The organism is Streptomyces sp. MUM 2J (assembly GCF_022414535.1).
In the GTDB taxonomy this organism is placed as follows: Bacteria; Actinomycetota; Actinomycetes; order Streptomycetales; family Streptomycetaceae; genus Streptomyces.
The window spans coordinates 34413-60878 of sequence record NZ_JADWYM010000005.1 but is presented as its reverse complement, the minus strand read 5'-3'; the positions used below and the strand labels follow the sequence as shown (position 1 = coordinate 60878).

The 26466-nt window shown below is 73.9% G+C and carries 17 protein-coding genes; 10 read left to right on the top strand and 7 right to left on the bottom strand.

Annotation, left to right across the window (positions count from 1 at the left end; genetic code table 11):
• Positions 1–80: 80 nt before the first annotated feature.
• Together I3F54_RS06640 and I3F54_RS06635 are read left to right on the top strand one after the other, a co-directional pair.
• Entirely contained in the window at positions 81–1901 is a 1821-nt protein-coding gene (locus I3F54_RS06640) for a prolyl oligopeptidase family serine peptidase (RefSeq protein WP_240117890.1), read from the top strand.
• Between the two features lie 106 nt (positions 1902–2007).
• Positions 2008–2202, top strand: coding sequence for a ferredoxin (locus I3F54_RS06635; protein WP_240117670.1), 195 nt, complete (start codon positions 2008–2010; stop codon positions 2200–2202).
• Here I3F54_RS06635 and I3F54_RS06630 read toward each other — a convergent pair.
• The 3 genes from I3F54_RS06630 to I3F54_RS06620 all read right to left on the bottom strand — a co-directional run bounded on the left by I3F54_RS06630 (position 2180) and on the right by I3F54_RS06620 (position 8922).
• On the bottom strand, positions 2180–2965 hold the full coding sequence (locus I3F54_RS06630) for a glycosyltransferase family 2 protein (protein ID WP_240117669.1): 786 nt from the start codon (positions 2963–2965) through the stop codon (positions 2180–2182). The two genes, I3F54_RS06635 and I3F54_RS06630, sit on opposite strands and share 23 nt — an antisense overlap.
• A 234-nt stretch (positions 2966–3199) precedes the next feature.
• On the bottom strand, positions 3200–7336 hold the full coding sequence (locus tag I3F54_RS06625) for a WD40 repeat domain-containing protein (RefSeq protein ID WP_240117668.1): 4137 nt from the start codon (positions 7334–7336) through the stop codon (positions 3200–3202).
• Positions 7337–7836: 500 nt separating this feature from the next.
• Positions 7837–8922, bottom strand: coding sequence for a CdaR family transcriptional regulator (locus tag I3F54_RS06620; RefSeq protein WP_240117667.1), 1086 nt, complete (start codon positions 8920–8922; stop codon positions 7837–7839).
• A gap of 326 nt (positions 8923–9248) precedes the next feature.
• Between I3F54_RS06620 and I3F54_RS06615 the strand changes: the two genes are divergently transcribed.
• The 6 genes from I3F54_RS06615 (at position 9249) to I3F54_RS06590 (ending at position 19979) form a co-directional block, all read left to right on the top strand.
• On the top strand, positions 9249–11285 hold the full coding sequence (locus I3F54_RS06615) for a flotillin family protein (protein WP_240117666.1): 2037 nt from the start codon (positions 9249–9251) through the stop codon (positions 11283–11285).
• A 290-nt stretch (positions 11286–11575) separates the two neighbouring features.
• Positions 11576–16471: a DNA repair ATPase gene (locus I3F54_RS06610; RefSeq protein WP_240117665.1), complete on the top strand. Its 4896-nt coding sequence runs from the start codon at positions 11576–11578 to the stop codon at positions 16469–16471.
• 16 nt (positions 16472–16487) lie between these two features.
• Positions 16488–16688, top strand: coding sequence for a hypothetical protein (locus tag I3F54_RS06605; RefSeq protein WP_240117664.1), 201 nt, complete (start codon positions 16488–16490; stop codon positions 16686–16688).
• A gap of 134 nt (positions 16689–16822) precedes the next feature.
• Positions 16823–17287 carry a CBS domain-containing protein gene (locus I3F54_RS06600; RefSeq protein WP_240117663.1) on the top strand — a complete coding sequence of 155 codons (465 nt, stop codon included), beginning with the start codon at positions 16823–16825 and terminating at the stop codon, positions 17285–17287.
• A gap of 161 nt (positions 17288–17448) precedes the next feature.
• A complete protein-coding gene (locus tag I3F54_RS06595; RefSeq protein WP_240117662.1) occupies positions 17449–18684 on the top strand; it encodes a sodium:proton antiporter in 1236 nt (411 codons plus the stop codon).
• The gene (locus tag I3F54_RS06590) at positions 18681–19979 is read left to right on the top strand and encodes an ArsB/NhaD family transporter (RefSeq protein WP_240117661.1); all 1299 of its coding nucleotides are present in this window, start codon (positions 18681–18683) and stop codon (positions 19977–19979) included. Before I3F54_RS06595 ends, I3F54_RS06590 begins: the two co-directional genes overlap by 4 nt.
• A 209-nt stretch (positions 19980–20188) precedes the next feature.
• Here the strand turns inward: I3F54_RS06590 and I3F54_RS06585 are convergent, their stop codons facing one another.
• Positions 20189–20650 (bottom strand): potassium channel family protein, encoded by a 462-nt coding sequence (locus I3F54_RS06585; protein WP_240117889.1) that lies wholly within the window; start codon positions 20648–20650, stop codon positions 20189–20191.
• Between the two features lie 74 nt (positions 20651–20724).
• The gene (locus I3F54_RS06580) at positions 20725–22047 is read right to left on the bottom strand and encodes a chloride channel protein (RefSeq protein ID WP_240117660.1); all 1323 of its coding nucleotides are present in this window, start codon (positions 22045–22047) and stop codon (positions 20725–20727) included.
• A gap of 301 nt (positions 22048–22348) precedes the next feature.
• Between I3F54_RS06580 and I3F54_RS06575 the strand changes: the two genes are divergently transcribed.
• Positions 22349–22801, top strand: a complete 453-nt coding sequence (locus tag I3F54_RS06575) for a hypothetical protein (protein WP_240117659.1) — start codon at positions 22349–22351, stop codon at positions 22799–22801.
• Positions 22802–23154: 353 nt separating this feature from the next.
• On the opposite strand, the gene I3F54_RS06570 is transcribed toward I3F54_RS06575, so the two are convergent.
• Both I3F54_RS06570 and I3F54_RS06565 read right to left on the bottom strand, forming a co-directional pair.
• Entirely contained in the window at positions 23155–24408 is a 1254-nt protein-coding gene (locus I3F54_RS06570) for a PP2C family protein-serine/threonine phosphatase (protein WP_240117658.1), read from the bottom strand.
• A gap of 214 nt (positions 24409–24622) precedes the next feature.
• Positions 24623–25009, bottom strand: a complete 387-nt coding sequence (locus I3F54_RS06565) for a VOC family protein (protein ID WP_240117657.1) — start codon at positions 25007–25009, stop codon at positions 24623–24625.
• A 467-nt stretch (positions 25010–25476) separates the two neighbouring features.
• Here I3F54_RS06565 and I3F54_RS06560 point away from each other — a divergent pair, with 467 nt between their 5' ends.
• Positions 25477–26430 carry an ISAs1 family transposase gene (locus tag I3F54_RS06560; protein WP_240117656.1) on the top strand — a complete coding sequence of 318 codons (954 nt, stop codon included), beginning with the start codon at positions 25477–25479 and terminating at the stop codon, positions 26428–26430.
• Positions 26431–26466 lie beyond the last annotated feature (36 nt).

Sequence of the window (26466 nt, the reverse complement as noted above, 5' to 3'; positions counted from 1 at the left end):
TACCAGGCCCGAGCGGGCAGGATGGCCACATGACTGAGAGCAACAGGTCCACCACAGGGGACCGGGAGGCGGGCGCGCTGATGTCTGAGGACGTTTCTGAGGGCGTTTCCGGGGAGGTCCCCCGGGAGATGCCGGACTGGGAGAAGCGGTTCCGTGCCCCGCGGGTGTCCCTTCCGGACTGGGCGCAGGACGCCCCGCACCGGTCCCTGTTCGTGTCGAACGCCACCGGCACGTACGAGTTGTACTCCTGGGACCGCTCGACCGGCGAGCAGCACCAGGTGACCAACCGGCCGAACGGCACCACGGACGGTGTGCTCTCCCCGGACGGCGCCGGCATCTGGTGGTTCGACGACAAGGACGGCGACGAGTTCGGCGTATGGCGCCGCCGCCCCTTCTCCGGCGGCGAGGACGAGCTGGCCGCACCCGGGCTGGACCCCTCCTACCCCGCGGGCCTGGCCCTGGGCCGGGACGGCCGGACGGCGGTCGTCGGCCGCTCCACGGACGAGGAGGGCACCACGATCCACCTGGCCCGGACCGGCGAGCCGCCGGTGGAGATCTACCGGCACCGCGAGTCGGCGGGTGTGGGCGACCTCTCCCACGACGGGTCGCTGATCGCGCTGGAGCACACCGAGCACGGCGACGCGATGCACTCGGCGCTGCGGGTGGTGCGCCCCGACGGCACGGCCGTCGCCGAACTGGACGACACCGAGGGCGGCACGAAGGAGCTGGGCCTGGAGGTGCTCGGCTTCGCACCCGTCGACGGCGACACCCGCCTGCTCATCGGGCACCAGCGCCGGGGCCGTTGGGAGCCGCTGGTGTGGGACGTGGCCACGGGCGAGCAGAGCGATCTCGCCCTGGACCTGCCGGGCGACGTCAGCGCCGAGTGGTATCCGGACGGCAGCGCCCTGCTCGTCGCGCACGGCTTCGAGGCCCGCAGCGAGCTGTACCGGTACGACCTGACCGGCCGTGAGCTGGAGCGGATCCCCACCCCGCCGGGCACCGTCTCGGGGGCGACGGCCCGCCCCGACGGCACCGTGGAGTACCTGTGGTCGTCGGCGGCGGAGCCGCCCGTGGTCCGGTCCACGGCGGGCGGGGTGGTCCTGGACCCGCCCGGCATGAAGTCGCCGGGCTCGGTACCGGTGGAGGACGTGTGGGTGGAGGGCCCCGGCGGGCGCATCCACGCCCTGGTGCAGCGGCCGGCGGGGGCCGAGGGCCCGCTGCCGACGGTCTTCGACATCCACGGCGGCCCGACCTGGCACGACAGCGACTCCTTCGCGGCGGGCCCCGCGGCCTGGGTGGACCACGGCTACGCGGTGGTCCGCGTCAACTACCGCGGCTCCACCGGGTACGGCAGGGCCTGGACGGACGCCCTGAAGCACCGGGTGGGCCTGATCGAGCTGGAGGACATCGAGGCGGTCCGCCGGTGGGCGATCGCCTCGGGCCTCGCGGACCCCGGCCGGCTGATCCTCACCGGTGGTTCCTGGGGCGGCTACCTCACCCTCCTCGGCCTCGGTACCCAGCCCGACGCGTGGACGCTGGGCATCGCGGCGGTCCCGGTCGCCGACTACGTCACGGCGTACCACGACGAGATGGAGGCGTTGAAGGCCATGGACCGGACCCTGCTCGGCGGCACGCCCGAGGAGGTCCCGGAGCGTTTCGCGGCGTCGTCACCGCTGACCTACGTGGACGAGGTCGGGGCGCCCGTCCACATCTCGGCGGGCGTCAACGACCCCCGCTGCCCCATCCGCCAGATCGAGAACTACGTCGACCGCCTGTCGGCCCGCGGCGCCGTCCACGAGGTCTACCGCTACGACGCGGGGCACGGTTCGCTGGTGGTCGACGAGCGGATCCGGCAGGTCGGGCTGGAACTGGACTTCGCGCGCCGGTATCTGCCGCAGTAGAGCCGTGCGGTGCACCGGCCGGGCGGGGGACCCGCCCGGGGTTCGGCCGGGTGCCGCGCGGGGCAGCAGGACCGGTGACGGCCCCTCGTACAGATCGGGAGTGCAGATGAAGATCTCCGTGGATCCGGAGCGGTGCTACGGCTCCGGCGACTGCGTCTACCGGGTTCCGTCCGTCTTCACCGTCGTCGACGGCTTCGGCGCCGTGCTGCCGGGCCGCGAGGACGCGGGCGACGATCCGGCGGTGCGGAGCGCGGCGGAGGGCTGCCCGTCGCAGGCGATCACGCTGGGGCGGCCGGAATAGCCGGCCAGTTCCAGCCCAGTTCGGCCAGTGCCCGAGCCCGCGCCGCCACCACCGCCATGCGGGCCCGGCGCTCCGCGGGGTCGGTGTGCGCGCTCTGGCCGGTCGTCTGGCCGTCCCACTTGCGGTAGAGCAGCCCGGTCTCGGCCGAGAACCAGCCACGGCTTATGGCGTTCAGCGCCAGCAGCAGGCCGGTGTCCTCGGAGGCGGGCAGGGCCATCCAGCCACCGAGGGCCAGCAGCAGGTCGCGGCGGACGAAGAGGGTCGCGGGGTGGACCTGGGCGCGGTGGTCGTGGGCCGCCCAGAAGTCGAGCACGGCGCCGCGCTCGATCGGGCCCTCGGGCGGATCGCCGGCGAATCCGGCCGTGGAGCCGTCCGGCAGCAGGTCCAGTGCCCGGGAGGTGGCCCAGCCCAGGTCGGGGTCGGCCTCCAGGGCCGCCAGGTCGCGGGCGAGGGCGCCCGGCGTGAGCCGGTCGTCGGCGTCGAGGATCTTCACGTACGTCCCGTCGGCGTCCGACAGGGCGATCGTGCGGGCGACCCCCGGTCCGCCGGGCCGCCCCTGGCGGAAGACGATCCGCTCGTCGTCGGGGACGTGGGGGCGTACGGCGTCGGTGGTGCCGTCCTCCCGGACGACCCAGCGCCAGTCCCAGCCGTCCGGCAGCCGCTGCTCGCACAGCGAGGCGTGGGCGTGCGGCAGATAGTGGGCCGAGGGGGCGTGGACGGCGGTGACGACGACGATGCGCCGGTCCGGCACGGAGGCGCTCACCGCCTCTCCAGGCGTGTGGCGAAGGGCAGTTGGGGTCTCGTCGTGGGCCTGGAGCACATGATCAGACTACGGCACACCGGGTCCGGGGCACGGAAAAGGCCCGACCGCTGGCGACGGGGGATGCACCAGCGATCGGGCTGTGGCCAAGGCTAACAGGGCGGCCCCGGCTGTGGGAGCCGCCCGCCGGACTGAGGGTGCGCTGTGTGACCCGGATCACTGCACCCGGGGGTTCGGTCACGCGTTGCAGGGAGGGTCGTAGGACAGCCGCGGCAGGTACTCGCGCCACTTCCGCTCCGTCAGGACGCCCCGGGTGGTCGTGCAGATGCGCCGCACGGCCCGGTCGACGTCCAGGTCCCACAGCCGCACGGTGCCGATACCGCTGGACACCCCGAGCATGTCGCCGCGGGGACTGAACGACAGGAAGTTGCCCGCCTTGGCGTTGGGGCTCATCGACCGGCCGATCGGCGTGGCGTGCGCGGGGTCGGCGATGTTCCACAACCGGACCGTGTTGTCGTTCCCGCCGCTGGCCAGTGTGCTGCCGTCGCGGCTGAGGGTCAGGGACACCACCGCCTCGGTGTGCCCGGTGAGGGGTGGCCCCAACTGCCGTGCACGGGCCGGGTCGGTGACGTTCCACAGCCGGACGGTGTCGTCGTCGCTGCCGCTGGCCAGGGTGCGGCCGCCGAGGCCGTAGACGAGCGCGTTCACCGGTCCGGTGTGGCCGGTCAGGGGCGGGCCGACCGGCGTGGTGCGGGCCGGGTCGGCGGTGTCCCACAGCCGTACGGTGCCGTCCGCGCTGCCGCTGGCCAGGGTGCGGCCGTCGGGGCTGAACACGAGGGCGTTGACGTAGCCCCGGTGGCCGGTCAGCGGCGCCCCGAGCGGACGCGGGTGGGCCGGGCCGGTGACGTCCCACAGGCGGAGGGTGCGGTCCTCGTAGGCCGTGGCGAGCGTGCGGCCGTCGGGGCTGAAGGCCAGCGCGTCCGCGAAACGGGTCCGCAGCACGACGGGTGGCCCGGCGGCGACCGGCCGGGTGGGGTCGGTGACGTTCCACAGGTGCACCTCGTGGTCCGCCGTCAGCACGGCGAGCGTGCGGCCGTCGGGAGAGAACAGCGGCTTGCGCTCGACGTCGTCCGCGGGCATGAACGGCTCGCCCAGCGGTACGGGCGCCCCGGGCGGGTCCACGTCCCACAGCCGCAGCCGGCCGTCGCGTGCGGCCGTCGCCAGCACCTTCCCGTCCGGGCGGAACGCGCCGTCGCGGCCGACCATGTCCGCCGTCGGCACCGACCACAACCGCACCTTGCTGTCGCCGCTGCCGGTGGCGAGCGTGTGCCCGTCCGGACTGAACCCCAGGGCGTACATCTCGCCGCTCGCGCCCGCCAGCGGCTCGCCGATCTGCGCCGCGCGGGCCGGGTCGGTGACGCTCCACAGACTCGCCGTGCTGTCGGCGCTGGCGGCGGCCAGCACCTTCCCGTCCGGGCTGAACGCCACCGACCAGACGGGGCCGGTGTGCCCGGTGAGCGGCCCGCCGAGCCGGCCGGCGTGCCGGGGGTCGGCCGTGTTCCACAGGCGGACGGTGTCGTCGCTGCTGCCGCTGGCGAGGGTGCGGCCGTCCGGGCTGAACGCGACGGAGTGCACCGTGCCGGTGTGCCCGGTCAGCGTGGCCAGCCTCCTCGGCCGGGCCGGGGCGGTGGTGTCCCACAGCCGCACGGTGCCGTCGTCGCCGCCGGTGGCCACCGTGTGGCCGTCCGGGGTGAAGGCGACCGAGCGCACGGCCGCCGTGTGGCCGGTCAGGGTGGCCAGTTCTCTCGGGTGGGCCGGGTCGGCCAGGTCCCACAGGCGGACCGTGCGGTCCTCGCCGGCGGAGGCCAGGACGCGGCCGTCCGGGCTGAAGGCGATCAGGTAGACGGTGCCGTGACGGCCGGGCAGGGGCGCCCCGAGCGGGCGCGGGTGGGCCGGGTCGGTGACGTCCCAGCGGCGGATCGTGCCGTCGTCCCCGGCGCTGGCGAGAACCCGCCCGTCGGGACGGAACACGGCACTGCTCACCCAGCTGGTGTGGCCCGTCAGGGGCCCGCCCACGGGCGTGGGGCGGGTGGGGTCGGCGACGTTCCACAGCCGGACGGTGCGGTCGTAGCTGGCGGTCGCCAGCAGCCGCCCGTCCGGGCTGAAGGAGGTGAGGTACACGGCGCCCGTGTGGCCGGTCAGCGGTGTTGCCAGCGGCGCGTTCACGATCGACACCAGCCGGTTGTCGGTGTCCCGGTCGTGCGGGCGCAGCCGGTGCGCCACCAGGTCCAGCTGGGCGGAGAGCGACGGATCGGTGTCCTGGACCCGGTCGGACTCGGCGAGCACCTGCTCGAACACCGCGTCGTCCCGCTGCTGCCAGGCCACCACCGCCGCGCCCGCCGCCACGGTCGCCAGCGCGACCAGCGCCGCCACGGCGGCCCGGCCGATCCACACGGTGCGCCGCCGCAGCCGGACCGAAGCGGCGAGGAACTCCACCGCGCTGCGGGTCAGGAAGGTGTCCCCGGCCGACCGCGCCCACGTGTGCGCCTGCTCCAGCCGGGAGCCGCGGTAGAGCAGCGACGGGTCGCGCTCGGAGTCCTCCCAGGACCGGCCGTCCTCCTCCAGCCGCTGCCGCAGCAGGTTGCCGCCGCGGTCCTCGTCGATCCAGTCCCGCAGCCGCGGCCACGCGGTGAGCAGTGCCTCGTGGGTGATCTCCACGGTGTCCGCGTCCAGCGTCACCAGCCGGGCGCGCACCAGCGCCTCCAGCGACTCCACCGTCTTGCCGGGGTCCGCGGACTCCCCCGCCAGCTGGCGCCGGGCGCCCCGACGGCGGGTCGCCTGCGTGTCCTCACCGACCCGGACCAGCCGCAGCAGCAGCAGCCGTGCCGCCGTGCGGGCCGCCGGGTCCAGCTCGGCCCAGGCCCGCTCCGCCGTCGCCGCCACGGCCCCCTGGATGCCGCCCGCCGCCCGGTACCCGGCCAGCGTCAGCCGGGCCGCCTTGCGCCGCTGCCAGGTGGCGAGCAGCGCGTGCGACAGCAGCGGCAGCACCCCCGCGTCGTGCGCCCCGCGCGGGCCGTCGGCGCCGACCTCCCGCACGATCAGTTCGGCCAGGCCCGGCTCCAGCTCCAGACCGACGGCCCTGGCCGGGCCCGCGACCGCCTCGCGCAGTTCGGCGGTGGTGAGCGGGCCGAGCACCATGTGCCGGTGCTGGAGGGCGTCGGCCAGCTCGGGGTGGCTCAGGCACCGCTCGTAGAAGTCGGCCCGGACGCCGAGCACGACGCGCACGGGCGCCTGCTCTCCGGGCGCGGCGGGCGTGCACGCGGCGTGCAGCACCTGGACGAAGGCGCGCCGGTCCGCCTCGCGCGGGCACAGCGTGAAGGTCTCCTCGAACTGGTCGACGATCACGACCGGCCGGGCGCCGGGGGAGGCGCCCACCCGTGCGGCCCAGGCGGTCAGGGCACGGCGGACGGCGGGCGCGGGGGCCGCCGCGGGGGCCCAGGCGCCGCCGTCCGAGGCGTGGGACGCGGGTGCGGCGCCCTCGTCCGCTCCGTCGGGCCCGGCGGGCCCGCGCGGCCCGTCCGCTGTGCCTGATCCTTCTGTTCCTTCTGTTCCTTCTGATCCACCTGATCCATCTGATCCGCCAGGTCCGCCCGGTCCGGCCTGTGCCGCGAGGACGGGGGCGAGTTCCGGCACGTGGCGGGCCAGCTCGGCCAGCGGATCCGCGCCCGGCACCAGCTGGAGGACCTCGCGCGCCTCGTCCGCCGCCTGGAGCGCCGGCACCAGTCCGGCGTTGAGCAGGGACGACTTGCCGGCCCCCGAGGCCCCGACCAGCATGACCAGCCCGCCGGCCGCCTCCGTCGCGGCGAGCTGGGCGACGAGTGCCCGCGTGCTGCGCTCACGGCCGAAGAACCACCGGGCGTCCTCGCGCCGGTAGGAGGCGAGCCCCCGGTACGGGCACACCCCGCCGGGTACCGCGGGAGCCCCCGTGGCCGGGCGCCGGGTGCCGTCGGCGCCCGCATCCGGCCGGTCGGCGGCGGGGCCGGCCACGGCACATTCCCACAGCCACTGCCACTGGGCCAGGTCGTACAGCCCGGGGGACACCGGCACCGGCTGCTCGCGCCGGGCCTCGGGGATCAGGACCTGGAGCACCGCGGCGAGCGCGGCGAACTGGGCCGGCACGTTTTTGGCCCGGCGCCAGTCGCTGATCCGCTGCGCGGAGACGCGCACGGGCCGTCCCCGCTCGTCCACGCGCTGCAACCGGCCGACCGCTTCGGACACCCGTTTCAGCGGAGGGTTGCCGGCCTCCTTGTACAGCAGCGCCAGCCGCTCGGCGAAGGCCGTGCGTGCCCCTGACCCGGACCCCACGGTCTCCACCCGTCACCTCCACACATGCCTGGACTTCCGGACCGGAAAACTCATTTTATACGTCTGACCTGCGGCGAAGGCGTCTCCGGAGCGACCGCAACCTCCTTCGGGAGCGGCTCGCCTGGCAGGATCTCCGCACGGGAGCCGGGGGCCGTGCGGGGCCCGCGCGGGCCGCCCGCACCACGCTCCGTGATGCCGTGGCACCGTTTCCGCGTTTCCGTGCCCCCCGTGGCACCGTCCGGCCGCCTGCCGTCGCCCGGTTCCGTCCCCCCACCCCCGGTCCCGCCGGCCGGGAGAAACGCCGCCCCCACTGTTCTCGGCACCGGTCCCCACGAGGGGAGGGACCGGTGCCGAGAACCATGGCGCCCGTGGCGGGCAGGCCTGCGCCGTGTGTGACGGCCGGGAGCGCTCCGGCGGTCCCCCCGCGCCGCGGTGCGCCGTGCCCGCGGTGGGCCCGCACGGGCGGGTCCGTGCGTCGGCGCGGCGCCCGCGCGGGACGGCGGCCGGGTTCAGAGCTGCCGGGACGGCCAGTCCAGCAGGCGGGCACCGATGACCGCGGTCTGGAGCATGTAGCGGTGGGCCGGATCGGAGGGGTCGGCGCCGGTGAGCTTGTGGATGCGTTCCAGGCGGTAGGTCATGGCCCGCACGCTCAGCGAGAGGCGGCGGGCGGCCTCCGCGGCGACGCAGCCGGAGTCGAAGTAGGCGGTGAGCGTGTCCAGCAGCGGTTCGGCGCCCCCGCGGGCGGCGGTGAGGGGGCCGAGGGTGCCCACCACGAGGTCCGCCATGGCCTGCCGGTCACGTGTGAGGACGGGGTAGACGAGCAGGTCGGCGGCGTGCAGGACGGGGTCGTCGAGGTCGAGGCGCGTGGCCAGTTCCAGGGCGTTGAGGGCCTCTTCGTAGGACTGGACGACGCCGCCGGGGCCCGGCTGCGCGCGGCCGAGGGCGACCTGGCCGCCGTCGGTGGCGGCGTGGGCCTGCTTCGCGAAGTACGTCAGCACCTCCTGCTGGTGGCCGGGCGCGATGCACAACAGCCGGCCGTCCTTGGTGGTCAGCAGGACGTTGCGGTCGCCGAAGCGGGCGATGAGGGCCTGCTCGACCCGGCGGGCCACCGGGGCGCCCTCGTCGTAGGCGGCCGGGCCCTGTGCGACGGCGACCGCGTGCGCGTGGGACAGCCGCAGCCCGAACCGCTCCGCGCGCTCGGCCAGCCGGCCCAGGTCGCTGCGGCCGTAGAGCAGGTCGTCGATGAACTCCCGCCGCGCCGCCTCCTCCTGGCGGACCGCCAGTCGCTGGGCGCGCTCGTAGCCCTCGGCGAAGGCGTCCACGATCTGCTGGACGGCGCCCAGCGCCTCGGCTGCCGTGCCCGTCGCGGACGGCCAGGCCGCGCCGGCCGCGGACAGGTGGGCGCCGACGAGGGCGCGCAGCCCGTGACCGGCCTCCGCCGCCTGTTCGCCCAGTGCGCGGCGGGACTCGACCTCCTCGCGGGTCAGCCGCCGGCCCGTGGCCGACACCTCGGCCAGGATGCGTGCGCAGCCGTCCAGATACCGCTCGGGTACCTCCCGCGCCGTTCGCGGCGCCGGTACGCCCCGCTCGCTCATGCCGTGTCCCCCGTACGTGTTCCTCGCCCCGGTTCCTGACGCCCAGTCGGAGAACCGCTGACACCGACCGGCATACAGACCCTAATGAACTCTGCCGGGAACCGGCAATGCGCTGACGGACCACAGGCGTGCACCATGAGCCGCGGGGAGCACTGCGGAGAGATCGGTGCCGGACACCGGCAGGTGTCCGGTCCGACCGCCGAGGAGGCGGCGCCCCGTCGCTCCGCTGTTCTTCCGCTTTTTTCTGTCGTTCCTGTCGTTCCTGTCGTTCCTGTCGTCTCCGCGATTCCGGCGTTCCTGACGCCCGTGCCCGAAGGACGTGTGCCATGTCTGCCATCGGCGTGTTCGCCGCCGCCTTGCTCGTCCTCGCCGCCGCCGTGCTGTTCGTCGTCTCCCGATTGTTCCGCAAGGTGGAACAGGGCAAGGCGCTGATCGTCTCCAAGATGCGCAAGGTCGACGTGACCTTCACCGGGCAGGTCGTGCTGCCGGTGCTGCACAAGGCCGAGGTGATGGACATCTCGGTGAAGACCATCGAGATCACCCGGGCCGGCAAGGAGGGCCTGATCTGCCGGGACAACATCCGCGCCGACATCCGGATCTCGTTCTTCGTCAAGGTCAACAAGACCGTCGACGACGTCGTCAAGGTCGCCCAGTCCGTCGGCACGGCCCGGGCCAGCGACCAGCGCACGCTCCAGGAGCTGTTCCACGCGAAGTTCTCCGAGGCACTGAAGACCGTCGGCAAGCAGATGGACTTCACCGACCTCTACACCAAGCGCGAGGAACTCAGGTACCGGATCATCGAGGTCATCGGTGTCGACCTCAGCGGCTACCACCTCGAGGACGCCGCGATCGACTACCTGGAGCAGACGCCGCTCGGGCAGCTCGACCCGTCCAACGTCCTCGACGCCCAGGGCATCCGCAAGATCACCGAACTGACGGCCGTGGAGCACGTGCACACCAACGAGGCCCAGCGCAACGAGGAGAAGGAGATCACCCGGCAGAACGTCGACGCCCGCGAGGCCGTGCTGGAGCTGGAGCGCCGGCAGGTCGATGCCGAGATCAAGCAGAAGCGGGAGATCGAGACGTCCCGGGCCCGCGAGGAGGCCGAGACCGCACGGGTCGTGGAGGAGGAGCGGCTGCGCGCCCAGTCCGCCTTCCTGCGCACCGAGGAGCAGCTCGGTGTCCAGCGCGAGAACCAGGCCCGCGAGGTCGCCGTCGCCTCGAAGAACCGCGAACGGGTCCTCGCCGTCGAGAACGAGCGCATCGAGAAGGACCGGCTCCTGGAGGCCATCGCACGTGAGCGGGAGACCCAGCTGACCCGGATCGCCGCCGAGAAGGAGGTCGAGGCGGAGAAGCGGGAGATCGCCGAGGTCATCCGAGAGCGCGTCGCGGTGGACCGCACGGTCGCCGAGCAGGAGGAGTCGATCAAGAAGCTGCGGGCCGTGGAGGAGGCGGAGCGCGGACGCCAGGCCGTGATCATCGCGGCGGAGGCCGAGGCGCAGGAGAAGCTGGTCAAGGACATCAAGGCCGCGGAGGCAGCCGAGCAGGCCGCCGTCCACCGTGCCGCGGAGGAACTCACCCTCGCCGAGGCCCGCTTGAAGAGCGCCGATCTCGACGCGCAGGCCAAGCTGCGGATCGCCGACGGCGTCCGGGCGGAGGCCGCCGCCGAGGGACTGGCCGCGGTGGCGGTCCGCGACAAGGAGGCCGAGGTCATCGAGAAGGCCGGCCGCGCGGAGGCGGAGGCCACCCAGGCACGACTGCGTGCCGAGGCCGAGGGCGTCCGGGCGAAGGCGCTCGCCGAGGCGGAGGCCATCGGGGAGAAGCTGAAGGCGGAGGCCGAGGGGCTCACCGAGAAGGCGGCGGCGATGGCCGCGCTGGACGAGGCGTCCCGTACGCACGAGGAGTACCGGCTGCGGCTGGCGGCGGAGAAGGAGATCCGGCTGGCCGGGCTGGACGTGCAGCGGCAGGTCGCCGAGGCACAGGCCACGGTGCTCGCCACCGGGCTGGAGAACGCCGACATCGACATCGTCGGCGGCGAGTCGGTCTTCTTCGACCGGCTGGTCGGCTCGATCGCACTCGGCAAGGGCGTCGACGGGTTCGTCGAGCACTCCGAGACCGCCCGGACGCTGGCCAAGCCGTGGCTGGACGGCACGTCGAGCTTCACCGACGACCTCAGCCGCATCCTCGGCTCGGCCTCCACGGCGGACGTGCAGAACCTCACCGTGTCCGCGCTGCTGATGAAGATGATGAAGAGCGGCGGCACGAGCGCCGGTCAGCTGAGGCAGCTGCTGGACAAGGCGGGCGAGCTGGGCCTCGCCGACACGCCGCTCGGCGCGCTGAACGGCACACCGGTCCGCGCCTGACCGCCGGCCCGGCACCACCGGGCCGGTACCGCCGGTCCGGACATCGGGGGGCGGGGGAGCTGCCGCGCAGGGGACGGCAGCTCCCCCGCCCGCCGCCGGGCGGGGCGGAGTCCCGGGCCCAGGGGCCCGCACCCGCGCCGGCCGCACCGCGGAGCCTTGCACCGCGGCCCGCACCGCCCGGACACACCGCACACCGGCCCGCACCCACGGGCCTGACGGCCAGTGGACCGGGAGCTGCCGCGCAGGGGACGGCAGCTCCCGGCCCACCTCCTCGGAAGGAACCGAGTTCCATGGCAACCGGCCTGGACCCGCAGCAGTACGACGCCGTCGACGCCGGCACCTACGAGGTGCTGCGCGACCGGCTCGCCGCACAGGCCGCCGACCTCGCCCGCCGCGCCGAGGCGCTGAACACCCGCCGCACCGCGGAGTTCGGCGCCACCCACCTCGACCTGACCGGCACCGGACGGCTGCGCACCGAGCGTGCCGCGGTCCCCCGTGACCTCGTCGCCGTCGGCGAGCACCTGCTGTTCGGCTGCACCGACCTCACGGGACTGCGCGAGGAGCCGTCCGTCGCGGACGTCCTCGCCGTGTACGACCGGGACCTGAACCGGCTGCCGGAGGACGCGGTGCCGGGCCTGCTCGACGACCCCGCCTTCGTGCGGGAGTTCGCGGCGCTGTTCCGCTACTACCGGCAGGCCCGGCTGCTCGGCCTGCGCCGACTGGAGGACCGGCTGCTCGCCGTCTTCCAGACCGGTGAGAAGACCGGCGACATCCGGGTGCTGCGCTGGGCCGTGGCCGCCGACGGGGCCGTGTCGTTCCTGGACGCCCGTGGTGAGCGTGACGACGTGTTCCCGCCCTCCCACGACGTCGACTGGACCGAGGCCGGCCGCGACGACCACGTCCTCGGCGCCCTCGGCTCCCGCCCGCACGTGCGGGTGCAGGGCGAGCTGCTCGTGTCGACCGTCGGCGGCGCCCTCACCGTGCGCACCGGGGCCGGCGACGAGCTCCTGACCGAGCCGGTCGACGAGCCGCTGCAGTCGCTCGCCGACGCCGGCATCGCGCATGCGCGCGTCGGCGCGCTGCTCCTGCTGCGGATCCGCCCCTACAAGGAGGACGGGCACCGGTACCTGGTGTTCGACACCCTCACCCGGACCGTCGTACGCCTGGACGGCATCGGCCAGGCCTGCCGCCGCCTCCCCGACGGTCAGGGCGTCGTCTTCCCCGGCGGCTACTGCCTGGCCGGCGGCGCGCACAGGACGTTCGACCTCGACGCGACGGGCCTGCGGTTCGCCGCCGAGGTCCGCTCGCCCTACGGCGAGGACGTGCTGTACGCCTTCCACGACCGCACCGGGGGACGCACCCTGCTGCTGTCGTACAACACCATCCGCAAGGAGGCCGCCCCACCGCTGCTGTGCCAGGGCTGGGCGCTGTTCGACGACGGCGGCCTGGTGGTGCTGCGCGCGGACGGCGACGAGCCGGCCCGCGTCCACCCGGTGCAGCTGTGGACCACTCCCTACGTCTCCGACACGCATGCCGCCGCCGAGCCGGTCGGCGAGGGCCCGCTCGCCCGCGTCGGCAACGCCGACCTCGTCCGCGGCATCGCCGACTGCCTGTCCGTCACCCGCGCCGCCGCCGAGACCACCCCCACGGCGGCGGTGTACGCGGCGCTCGCCGCCGCCTGCGTACGGGCCGCGGACACCCACCACTGGCTGGGCCAGCCCGAACTCGGCGACCTGCGCGCCCCCCTGGACGCGATCCGGGGCACCGCCGAGCAGGTGCAGGCCGAGTTCGAGACCGTGCAGGAACTGACCCGGCAGGCCGCCGGCACCCTGGAGGACGCCGCCGAACGACTCGCCGCGGTGGTGCGGCGGCTGCGCGGCGAGGCGCCGCGCGACGCCTCCGCCTGGGTGGGAGGGCTGACCGAACTGCGGCACGCCCAGGGCCACCTGCTGACCCTGAAGGACCTCAGGTACGCCGACACCGCCCGGATCGACGAACTCGCCGCGCAGGCGGAGAGCGACCTGGCCTCCTTCGGACAGCGGGCGGTGGACCACCTCGCGCGCGAGGACGCCTTCACCGCGCACCTGCGGGACGTCGAGCGACTCGCCGCGGACGCCGAGTCGCTCACGGCGCTGGCCCAGGCGGCGCCCGTCGAGGCCCGGCTCGACGACCTCGCCGGCGCGCTGCGCACGGTCACCGAGGTCGTGTCCGGTCTCGACATCGCCGACGCCACCGTCCGCACGGCCGTGCTGGAGCGCATCGCCGAGGTGCTCGGCGGCCTCAACCGGGTCCGCGCCGTCCTCGGCGCCCGCCGCCGTGTCCTGCGCGACAGCGAGGGGCGGGCCGAGTTCGCCGCCGAGCTGACCCTGCTCGCGCAGACGGTCACCGGGGCGCTCGCCGACGCCGGCACCCCCGAGGCGTGCGACGACCAACTGGCCCTCGTCCTGGCCCGGGTGGAGACGCTGGAGTCCCGCTTCGCGGAGTTCGACGGCTTCCTCACCGAACTCGCCGACCGGCGCACCGAGGTCCACGAGGCGTTCTCCGCCCGCAAGCAGTCCCTCGTGGACGCCCGCGCCCGTCGCGCCGAGCAACTGGCGGCCCTGGCCGGACGCGTCCTGGACACGGTGACCCGGCGTGCCGCCGCGCTCGCCGACGCCGACGCCGTCAGCACCTACTTCGCCTCCGACCCGATGGTCGCAAAGGTCCGCCGCACCGCCGGCGAACTGCGCGAACTCGGCGACGTGGTGCGGGCGGAGGAACTCGACGGACTGCTGAAGGCCGCGCAGCAGGAGGCCGTGCGCACCCTGCGCGACCGCACCGACCTGTTCGCCGACGGCGGCCGCACCCTGCGCCTGGGCGGACACCGCTTCGCCGTCACCACCGAGCCCCTCGACCTCACCCTGGTCCCGCACGGCGACGGCCTCGCCTTCGCCGTCACCGGCACCGACTACCGTGCCCCCGTCACCGACCCCGGCTTCGCCGACACCCGCCCCTACCGGGACCGGCACCTGGTCTCCGAGTCGCCGGCCGTGTACCGGGCCGAGCACCTTGCCGCACGGCTGCTGCGCAGCCACGGCCCGGCGGCCCTCGCCGCGACCGACGACCTGCCCGCCCTGGTGCGCAGGGCCGCGGAGGAGTCCTACGACGAGGGCTACGAGCGCGGCATCCACGACCACGACACGACCGCGGTCCTCACCGCCCTGCTGCCCGTGTACGAGCAGGCCGGAGCACTGCGGCACGAACCCGCCGCGCGGGCCGCCGCCCAGCTGTTCTGGACGCACACCGCGACGGCGGAGGAGCGCGCGTCCCTCACCCGCCGCGCGGTGTCCCTGGCCCGCGCCCGGGACACCTTCGGCCTGGCGCCCGCGCTCGCCGACCTGCGCGGCGAACTCGCCCGCGCGATCGGGGGAGAGGAGGCCGGGGCCGCCGCCGCGTACCTCGTCGAGGAGCTGACGACCGGCCCCGACGGCTTCGTGATCAGCGCCGCCACCCGCACCCTGCTGGACAAGTTCCGCCGGACGGCGGGCAGCGCGGCCTACACCGAGGACCTCGCGGCCGTCGGCGACCTGCCCGCGCGCCGCCAGCTCGCCGAGGCCTGGCTCACCGCGTACGCCCACGCCGCGGGCCTGACCCACGGCCCCGGCGACCTGGCCGAGGCGGTGGCCGCCGAGCTCTGCCCCGACCTGGCGCGCTACGCGTCCGACGCCGAGCCGGGGACCGTCGCCGCCGGCCTGCTCGGCACCCACCCCCGCATCACCGAGGGCCGGCTGGAGTTGCGCGTCGACGAGTTCCTCGCCCGCACCGGCCGCTTCGCCGATCGGGACGTCCCCGCCTTCCGCGCCTACCAGCGCCGGCGCACCACCCTGGTGACGGCCGAACGGACCCGGCTGCGCCTCGACGACCACCGCCCGCGATCCATGGCGGCGTTCGTGCGGGGCCGGCTCATCGACGAGGTCTATCTGCCGCTCATCGGCGACAGCCTCGCCAAACAGCTCGGCACCGTCGGCGAGGACCGGCGCACCGACACCGGCGGGCTGCTCCTGCTCGTCTCCCCGCCCGGCTACGGCAAGACGACACTCCTGGAGTACGTCGCCGACCGCCTGGGCCTGATGCTGGTGAAGATCAGCGGCCCGGCCCTGGGCCGCTCCGTCACCTCGCTCGACCCGGCCGAGGCGCCCGACGCCACCTCCCGCCAGGAGATCGAGAAGATCAACTTTGCGCTGGCCGCCGGCAACAACACCCTGCTGTACCTCGACGACATCCAGCACACCTCGCCCGAGCTGCTGCAGAAGTTCATCCCGCTGTGCGACACCACCCGCCGCGTCGACGGCGTGCGCGACGGCGCGCCGCACACCTACGACCTGCGCGGCAAGCGGTTCGCCGTCTGCATGGCCGGCAACCCCTACACCGAGTCCGGCGCCCGCTTCCAGGTGCCCGACATGCTCGCCAACCGGGCCGACGTGTGGAACCTCGGCGACGTCCTCAGCGGCAAGCAGGACCTGTTCGCGCTGAGCTTCCTGGAGAACGCGCTCACCTCCAACCCGGTGACCGCGCCGCTCGCCGGCCGCGACCGGGCGGACCTCGACCTGTTCGTCCGCCTCGCCGCGGACGATCCCACGGCCCGCACGGACCGGCTGAACCACCCCTACGCCCCCGCCGAGGCGGAGCGGATCACCGCCGTTCTGCGGCACCTGCTGCGGGTGCGGGAGACGGTCCTCGCGGTCAACGCCGCCTACATCGCCTCCGCGGCGCAGTCCGACGCCACCCGCACCGAACCGCCGTTCCGGCTCCAGGGCTCCTACCGGACCATGAACCGGATCGCCCAGCGGATCCGGCCGGTCATGAACGACGCCGAGGTCGACGCGGTGATCGACGACCACTTCACCGCCGAGGCCCAGACCCTCACCGACGGAGCCGAGTCCAACCTGCTGAAGCTGGCCGAGCTGCGCGGCACGCAGAACCCCGACCAGGCCGTCCGCTGGGCGGAGTTGAAGGCCGGTCACGTCCGCTCCCGCGCCCTGGGCGGCCCGGAGGAGGACCCGATGGCCCGCGCGGTCGGCGCGCTCGGTCTGCTCGCCGACCGGATCGCCGCGATTGAGTCCGCCATCACCCGGGCAGCCGACCCGCGACACCTCGTGGCCGACCCCCGTGCCCGGCGCGCGGCCGGACGGGAGGAGCAGCAGTGAAGGAGCATCGGGAACAGTGACGTCCTTCCTCGTCCCGCTCGCCGCCGCCGCGCTGATCGTCGCGGCCGGCACGGCCGTCCTCGTCCGCCGGGACCGGCGGTACATGGCGGCGAGCCCCAAGACCCTGCGCGCCGAGGCCGCGGCCGCCCGGGGCGTCCCCGTGCCGCGCCGCCGGGGGCGCTCGCGCCGGTACCGCCCGTGGCGTGCCCGGCGGTGAGGGCCCTCCGCGCCGGAGGCGGCGGCTCCGCAGGATTCGGGGCGCGGCTGCGGCGGTATGGTGCCGGTAGGACGAACGGCGGCCCCGCCCCAGGTGGCGGGCGCGGCCGAGGACGACGGGGACGGGAGCCGGCTGTGCGGGCGCGTGATTTGGCGGTGCAGTACGAGACGATCGGCCTGGACAGCGATGCGCTGGAGGCGGCCCGGCTGATGGCCGAGCACCGGCTGCCCGCGCTGCTGGTCGTGGACGGGCTGGGTGCCCCCCGGGCGATCCTGCCCGCCTCCCAGATGATCAAGATCCTGGTGCCGGGCTACGTCGTCGAGGACCCGACGCTGGCCGCGGTGATCGACGAGCGTCATGCCGACCGGATCTGCGAGAACCTGGCCGGCCGCAAGGTGCGCGACTGCCTGTCGAGGACGACGCCGCCGCCGGTGGTCGCCGCACCGGACGACACCGCGCTGGAGATCGCCGCGCAGATGGCACAGTTGCGCAGTCCTCTGGTGGCGGTCGTGGACCGGGACAAGGCGGGTGCGAGACTGCTCGGTGTGATCACCGCGTCGCATCTTCTGGAGCGTCTGCTCGCCGTCGGCTCCGCCTGAACGGTCCTTGTTGCCGGGACCCGGCAATCTGCGGCCCGCACGGGTGCAGATCAACGAAATGACAAAGTCCTATCAAGGACAGGTAAGGTTCCCAGCGGTGTGCCGGGAAGCCTGGTCGGCGAGCAGGGAACAGTTGTCTCGTTTGATCGGGAGTGTCCGTCATGGTGCTGGTGGTGGTGTTCGGCGTTGCGCTGCTGGTCACGGTGCTGCTGTCGGGCCTTGCGGCGCGCACGGTGCTGTCGACGTCGTTCCTCTTCCTGGTCGGCGGGGCCCTCGTCAGCGACGGGTTCCTCGGACTGATCCACATCACTCCGGACAGCGGGATCGTTTCTGTTACCGCTGACCTGGCACTCTTCGCGGTGCTGTTCACCGACGGCATGCACGTGTCGCTGCCGAAGCTGCGCGCCGGCTGGAAGCACCCGGCCCGGGCGCTGGGCCTGGGCATGCCGCTGGCGTTCGTCTTCATGGGCCTGGCCACGCACTACCTGGTCGGCCTGGACTGGACGACGTCCTTCCTGGTGGGCGCGGTGCTGGCGCCGACCGACCCGGTGTTCGCCTCGGCCATCGTCGGGCGCGCCGAGGTCCCGGCCAAGCTGCGGCAGCTGCTGAACGTGGAGAGCGGCATCAACGACGGCCTGGCCCTGCCGGTGGTCCTGCTGCTGATCGCCGCGGCCGGATCGACGGCACCGGGCATGGAGGCCTCACCGGGGACGATCGGGCTGGAGCTGCTGCTCGGCCTGGCCTTCGGTATCGTCCTCCCGCTGGTCGTCAACGTGCTCGTGCGGGTTCCGCTGCTGGGCGCCGAGCCCAAGCTCCAGCCGCTGCTGCCGCTGGCCGTCGGGATCATCCTGTACGCGTCCTGCCACCTGACCCATGCCAACCCCTACCTGGCCGCCTTCTCGGCCGGCGCGACGCTCGCACACGTCTCCCCGGAGGCGAAGGCGTCGTTCGAGCCGCTGGGCGAGGCGCTGGCGGAACTGGCGAAGTTCGCGGCGCTGCTGGTGTTCGGCGCGCTGCTGACCCCGAGCCTCTTCGGTGACCTGTCGCTCGGCGGCTACGCTGCGGTGGTCCTGGCGATCTTCCTGATCCGCCCGGCTTCCCTGCTGCTGTCGCTGCTGGGTGCCGGCATCTCCCGCAAGGAGAAGCTGGTGGCCGCCTGGTTCGGCCCCAAGGGCTTCGCCTCCGTGGTCTACGGCCTGCTCGTGCTGCAGTCCGGCATCCCGCAGGCGGAGGAGGCCTTCACCCTGATCGCGGTGTGCATCGCCTTCTCGATCATCGCCCACAGCTCGACGGACGTGCCGATCGCCCGGGCGTTCGACGTGGAAGACCTGGCCGGAATCCCGGACGGACCGCCGTCGGAGACCCGGACGCCCGCTTCAGCGAACGGAGGAACGTGAAGGACTGGCAGAGCTGGGCGGCGATCGTCGTCTTCGTAGGTGCCTACGCCCTCATCATCAGCGAGAAGATCCACCGCGTCGCCGTGGCCCTCGGCGGCGCGGGTCTGATGTTGGCGATCGGAGCCACGGACGACGTCTCGGCGTTCTACTCCGAGGAATCCGGCATCGACTGGAACGTCATCTTCCTGCTCATGGGCATGATGATGATCGTCGGCGTGCTGAAGAAGACCGGCATGTTCGAGTATCTGGCGATCTGGGCGGTGAAACGGGCCAGGGCGAGACCCTTCCGGGTCATGGCCATGCTGGTGATCATCACGGCGGTGGCCTCCGCCCTGCTGGACAACGTCACCACCGTGCTGCTGATCGCCCCGGTCACGCTGCTGGTGTGCGAGCGTATGGCCCTGCCCGCCGCCCCGTTCCTCATCGCCGAGGTCCTGGCGTCGAACATCGGTGGCACGGCCACGCTCGTCGGTGACCCGCCCAACATCATCATCGCCAGCCGGGCGGGCCTGACCTTCAACGACTTCCTGATCCACCTGGCCCCGCTGGTCATCGTGCTGATCGGCGTCCTGCTGGTGCTGTGCCGGATCATGTTCCGCAAGTCCTTCGTCTACGACGACGACCGCGCCGCCGAGATCATGGCACTGGAGGAGCGGGAAGCGATCAAGGACCCGCGGCTGCTGCTCCAGGGCCTGATCGTGCTGGCGCTGGTGGTGGCCGGCTTCGTCCTGCACCCGGTCCTGCACTTCGAGCCGAGCGTCGTCGCCCTGCTGGGTGCCGGCCTGCTGGTCGGCGCCACCGCCGTGGAGACGCACGACGTGCTCGCCGAGGTGGAGTGGCCCACCCTGGCCTTCTTCGCCGGCCTGTTCGTCATGATCGGCGGCCTGATCGACACGGGCGTGGTCGACGAGATCTCCCGCGCCCTGGCCGACGCGATCGGCGGCAACGAACTGGGCGGCTCGCTCACCCTGCTCGGCGGCTCCGCGATCCTGTCCGGCATCGTCGACAACATCCCGTACGTCGCCACCATGGCCCCCATCACCGCCGACCTCGTCCACGAGATGGGCGGTGCGAGCGACCACGTCCTGTGGTGGGCCCTGGCCCTGGGCGCCGACCTCGGCGGCAACGCCACGGCGATCGGCGCCTCCGCCAACGTCGTCGTCCTCGGCATCGCCGAGCGCAACCGCCAGCCCATCTCCTTCTGGCAGTTCACCAAGTACGGCCTGGTGGTCACGGCCGTGACGGTCGCGATCTCACTCGTCTACGTGTGGCTGCGGTACTTCGCGCTGGCGTGACCGCGTCGGGGTGGGTGCGCCGGCGTCACGGCGCCGGCCCGACCACCTCGGCGTGACGGCGCCGGGGTGGGTGCGCCGGAGTGCGCAGTGCCCGTGCGGGCGGGGCGCGCCGGGGACCGACGGCCGGGCGGGCCGGCGATCCGGCGGGCCGCCCGGCATGCCGGCCGGCGGACGTGCGGGCGGCACGGGGGCGTACCGGAGCGCCGGGTTCATCCGTCGCTGCCGCGCCCGATGCGCTGGGCCAGCAGGTTGTGCACCCGGCGGCTGAGAGCCGTGGCCGCGGCGGTCAGGAAGACGCCGCCGTACAGGAGCTGCACGATGGTCACCAGGCGGGCCAGCTGCCCCCGCGGAAAGATGTCGCCGTACCCGACGGTCGCGAGGGTGACGACGGTGAAGTACAGGGAGTCGACGCGGGTGGTGAGGCCGGAGAACTCGCCTGGGCTCTTGGCCAGCGCCAGGTAGGTGGTGGCGAACACCAGCACCGACAGGCAGATCAGCAGCGGGATGACCAGGCCCGGCCGGGTGCCCGGCCGGTCGAGGAGCACGTCGCGGATCTGCCGCAGCAGCAGTACGGCGACCAGCCCCAGGGCCACGGCGAACACGATCCAGCTCAGCAGCGGGTGGCGCGGGCCGAGGCGGTCGATGGGCAGCAGGAAGTAGGCGGCGATCATGGCCGCCGCCGCGGTCGCCTGCAGCAGCCACGGCCGGGCCCGGTGCCACGTGGAAGGGCCGTGCCCCGGAGCGGTCACGACCCGGTCCGCTTCGGACGCTGCACGGTCTGCGCGACGACGAACGCCACCACCGACGACACGACGATCAGCGGCGTCTGGTCGGGGGCGTCCTTGCCCAGCAGCAGGATGGCCAGTAGGGCACTGGTCAGCGGCAGCCCGGTGATGGTGGCGGCTGCCGCCGCCAGACCCACACCGAGTGCCGGTGTGACACCGAGACCGGGGAGCCCGGAGCAGGCCATGGCGGCCGCCGTGCCGATCAGGAGCGCGGGGAAGATCGGGCCGCCGCGCAGGGAACCCAGGCTGACCCCCCAGGCCAGTCCCTTGCACAGGACGAGGGCGAGCAGGGCGGCCACGGACCAGGCGTGCGGGTCCCCGGCCAGGTCGGCGAGCCCGGCCTGACCGGAGAGCGCCGCCTCCTCGGGGGAGCGGCCGGTGAGCAGCGCGTACGCCGTGATGCTCACGCCGACCGCCGAGGCGCAGGCGACCGTGCGCCACCCGGTGTGGCGCCGGGTCCATCCGGCCGTGACGCGGCCGAGGCCGTGGGCGAGCGAGACGACCACCGCGATCAGCGCCGCGGCCGGCACACCCCACAGGAAGTCACCGGCGTCCGGATTGGCGCTCGGCGGGACCTGCGGCAGTGTCAGGGCGCCGATACTGAAACCGGTCCACTGGCCGAAACCGGTGAAGACCAGGGCACCGGTGGCGCTGGCGAGCAGGGTGGGCAGCAGCAGGATGACCATCTGGGGTCCGGCCAGCCCGGCCGCCTCGATCACCAGCACCGCCGCGACGACCGGCCCGCCGAGGATGGTGGAGATCGCGGCGGTGGAACCCGCGGTGGCCAGGACGATCGAGGCCCGGGGATCGGCGCCCGCGCCGACGGCCCGCACGGCGAGCAGGGCGAGCCCGCTGCCGACCGCCATCAGCGGCGCCTCCGGGCCCAGCACCACACCCAGCGGCAGGGTCCCGAGCGCGGCGAGGAGGACACCGGGCAGCGCCTCCGGCCCGAGCGGAGGGCCGCCCAGGCCGTCCACCGGCACGTGCCCGCCGCCGCCCGGCACTCGGGTCACGATCGGGGCCAGGATCACTCCGGCCAGCAGCAGCGCGGGCAGGGGCCACCACCAGGGGGCGCGGTCGAAGCCGGCCTCCTCGGGCAGGGTCGTCCACACCCAGTGCTGCAGAGCGTGCTCCAGGCTCACGAAGCCGAAGGCCGCGAGCGAGATGGGAATGCCGAGCAGCACACAGAGCAGGAGGCCGCGCCGGTAGCCGCGGCTGAGCAGGGTCTCCCGCAGGTCCGGCCCGGGAGGCTGCTCCGGAGCTGAGGCTGCGGTGACGTCCATGCGGCGGCTCCCGCGGGTCGATGGATGGTCGGCGGCGGGCGGGCCATCGACCGGGCGGGGGCGGCGGGTGCGTTCAGTTAACGGCAGAGCCGCACCGCCCGCACGTCGGCCCCGCGGCGGGGACGGCCGGCGGGGCGAGCCCATGACCTCCTCCTCACCCGTTCGGCCCGGCCGGCGTGGCGGCCCGGCCGGCGCGCGGCAACGCTCTGAAGCGGAGCAGCCCCCCCTTCGTCCCACCGCTCCGCCCGCCGCCACCCGGTGGCGGCGGGCGGAGCGCAGGACGCGGAAAGGACCGAGTCCCATGAGCCAGGCAGCACAGCCCACCGGCAGCCCGCAGGGCCGTTCCGGCCAGTCCACCCCGTCGCAGCCGCCCCCCGGCGGCGACTGGGTGTCGGGCGGCGTGATGTTCGCCGCCGTCCTGATGGTGTGCAGCGGCGTCCTGGCGGTCCTCCAGGGCATCGCCGCCGTCGCCGAGGACGACGTGTACGCCAGGGTCGGCACCTACGTGTACGAGCTCAACCTGACCGGCTGGGGCGTCGTCCACATCGTCATCGGCGCCCTCGCCGTGATCACCGGCGTCGGCTTGTTCCAGCAGCAGACATGGGCGCGCTACGCGGGCATCTTCCTGGCCTCGCTGAGCCTTGTCGCCCAGTTCCTCTTCCTGCCGTACGCGCCGGTCTGGTCGGTGATCATGATGGCGATCGACGTCTTCGTGATCTGGGCGCTGGCCTCCTGGCAGGAAGCGGTGATCTGAGCCCCGCCCCGCGCTGCCCCGCTTTGCCCTGCCCCGCCCTGCCCCATCCGTCCGGCCCGCCGGGCCCCGGGCACCGGCGGCCCGTCCCCGCCCGCCGGCGCCCGAGGCCCGGCGGGCGCCCGGCGCCCCGCACACCGGCACCCGCCCCCACCCGCCGCACGGCACCCGCGATGCTCCGGCGGCCCCACGGATCCGGCGCTCCGGCGGCCAACCCGCGGAGGGGCCCACGCCGACCACACGCCAAGGTTCCTCCAGCGGGCTCACCAGGCGGAGGCGGACGGCCGGTCGTTCGGCGGGGCGCAGGCGGACCTTCGCCCGGCGGCTCACCGGCAGGTGGACATCGGTCCGGTGGCTCACAGGCGGACGACGATGAGCGCGACGTCGTCCTGGCTGCCGCTGGCCACCCCGAGCCGGGCCAGCAGCGTGTCCGCGAGCTGCTCCGCCCCCAGCCGGCACCACTCGGTGAGCAGGTCGGTCAGGCGGCCCAGACTGGTGTCGACGTCCTCGTCCCGGCGCTCGACGAGCCCGTCGGTGTACAGCACCAGCGTGTCTCCGGGCCGGTAGTGGATGCTGGCCTGCGGACGCGGCACGTGCTCCGGCCGTGCGCCCAGCGGTGGGTCGGTCGCCTGGTCCAGCAACTCGGTGCGGCCGTCGTCGTGCACCAGCACCGGCGGCAGATGGCCGGCGCTGCTGTAGCTGATCAGCTTGCTGCGCCGGTCGACGATCGCCTTGACCGCGGTCGTGCCCAGCGCGCCCTCGATCGAGCGGGCGTACAGACCCAGGACCTCCAGGGCCTGGGCGGGGCGCTCCAGGGCCCGGATCGCGGCCGACAGGGCGCTGCGCAGCATGCCCATGACCGCGGCGGCCTCCAGACCGTGGCCGATGACGTCGCCGACGGCGAGCGCGAGCCGGTCCGGCGGGAGGTCGACGACGTCGTACCAGTCACCGCACACGTTCAGCGACCCGGTGGCGGGCAGGTACCGCACCGCGATGTCGTGGGCGTGGTGCGCCAGGTCCGGGGCATGGAGCATCGCCTGCTGAAGGGTGACGGCCACCTTGCGGTCCCGGGTGTGGGCGCTGCGGAGCTCGTCGTTGAGGCGTTGCAGCTCCCGCGCCCGCGCGTACAGCTCCGCCTCCAGCGACCGTTCCACACCCCCGGTCCCGCCGTCACCGCCGCCGGTGGTCCCGGCGGCCCGCCGGTCCCGGATGAACGCGGTGACGTCCTCCACCCGGTGGATGATCCATTCCACCTCCCCGTCCGGGCCCAGGACCGGGGTGTTCACCGGGGACCACCACCGCTCCTCGAACGCCCCGGGCCGGCTGACGACGGGGATGTCGTACTTCTGCAGCGCCATGGTGTCCGGCTTGCGGGTGGCGAGCACCCGGTGCAGGGAGGCGTCCAGGTTCCGCACGCCGTCGGCATCGGGGTCGTCGGGGTTGTCGGGGAAGGCCTTGAAGATGTACTGCCCCACCAGATCGTCCCGCGTCCGCCCGGTCGCCAGCAGGTAGGCGCGGTTGACGTCCACGATCACCAGGTCCGGGCCCAGGACGAGATAGGGGCTGGGCGTGGCGGCGAACAGGGCCGCATGATCAACCTCTGCTGCCATGTGAGCGGCCCCTTCTGGTCCGTTTCGCCGGTTCCTCCCCCCAACCTATGGTCCGCCCCCCGGACCTGCTCGGCCTGCATCACCCGCCTGGCCGCCCGCGGGTGCCGCGAGCGGCCGGGCCGCGGGCTGCCGCGGGCGCCGCGCACGGCGTGCACCGGTGGCCGTCCCTGCGGTGGCACCGGCGGATCGGCCGTGCCCGGTGCGCGGCCCGCGATCAGGGGCGGCGGCCCGCCAGTACGCAGAACTCGTTCCCCTCCGGGTCGGCGAGCACGACCCAGCTCTCCTCACCCCGGCCGACGTCGGCACGTCGGGCTCCCAGGCCGAGCAGGCGGCGGACCTCCTCGTCCTGCTCCCGGTCGGCCGGACTGACGTCGAGGTGGATCCGGTTCTTGACGGTCTTGCCCTCGGGCACCCGCGCGAACGTCAACGCCGGCGGCACGGGCCCGCGCCCGTTCCCACCGCCGGGCACCTCAGGGGGGCCGATGGTGACGAGCCCGTCCTCCTCGTCCTGCACCTCGTAGTCGAGGACCGCGCACCAGAACCGGGCCAGAGCGCGGGGGTCGGCGCAGTCGATCGCGAGCTCGGTGAACCTGCTGGTCATGTCAGGGCCTCCGGTCGAACAGCGGGTCCGCCGAGAGCCGCGACACGGAAACCGCAGTCCTCGACGGCGATGCACACAGCCGCACGTGGCCGTGTCCGCCGCCGCCTGCGGACACCACCGGGCGACCTGGCCCCCGACCCTACGACCTCGCGGACGCCCGGCCTCTCCGCCCCTCGGCCTCCCAGAGCTGGCGGAAGCCCGGAAGCCGGGACACAGGGATGCATACATGCCGGGACGCGCGGTCGCGCGCACTCGGCCGGGGCCGGGTTAACCTGGTAGCGGCCACCCGCTCCGGCACAGGGCCCCGGCAAAGTTGTTCTGTAGCCCTGTGACGTGGGGTTTTGCGGATAGGAGAGGTGCGCGGGCGTGTTCCGGTCCGGTTGGATGGAGGTTCCTACGCCTTGCCGTCCGACCAGGGGGATCACGCCCGCGCCATGTCATCGTCTATCATTCCCGCGCCTGTTCGCATGCCCGTCCCGGATCACGAGCTCCTGGCCGAGCTGCTCGCCGGGATACCTGATCCGCGCGGTCGGCGCGGTGTGCGGCATCCGGTGGGCGCTCTGATCGCGGTGGCGGTGTGCGCGGTACTGGCCGGGGCACGGGGGTTCACCGCGATCGGGGAGTGGGCCCGGGACGCAGGAAGTGCCGCGCTGGAACGGCTGGGCCTGGAGCGGGGCCGGGTGGATGAGTCGACGCTGCGGCGCCTGTTCGCCCGCCTCGACGCGGACCGTCTCGACGCGGCGCTGGGTGCCTGGGCACTGGCCAGGACAGCACTCGTCGAGGGCCGCAGGGTAATCGCGATCGACGGCAAGACGCTCCGCGGCGCACGCGGCGGCGGTTCTTCGGCCCCGCACCTTGTGTCTGCCCTCGCTCACGGGTCCGGGGCGGTGCTCGGCCAGGTCGCGGTGGGTGAGAAGAGCAACGAGATCCCCGCCGCCCGAGATCTGCTTCAACTCCTCGACCTGGACGGCGTGGTGGTCACGATGGACGCGCTGCATACACAGCACGACACCGCGACCCTGGTGACCGGGGCCGGCGGTGACTACGTGCTGACCGTGAAGGCCAATCAGAAGTCGTTGTATGCGCAGCTCAAGGCGCTTCCCTGGGCTTCGATACCCGCCGTCACCAAGACGGTTCGGGGACACGGACGTCGTGTCACCCGCACGATCAAGGCCGTCGACGTACCGGCATGGATCGAGTTCAGCGGAGCCGTGCAGGTCGCCCAGCTGCGGCGCACCGTCACCAGGAAAGACCGACGGACCGTCGAGATCGTCTACCTGGTCACCAGCGCGGACGCCGCCACCGTACCGCCCGCGGCCCTGGCCGCATGGGTGCAGTCAGCCGGGGCCCTGCGCTCCGGCAGCTGTGGCGAATGCCTGGGGCAGATTTCAGCCGCCGCCGACACCGATCAGTGTGACTGAGCAGTCAGTGCGAAAGAGTAGTGGAAACCGTGAGGG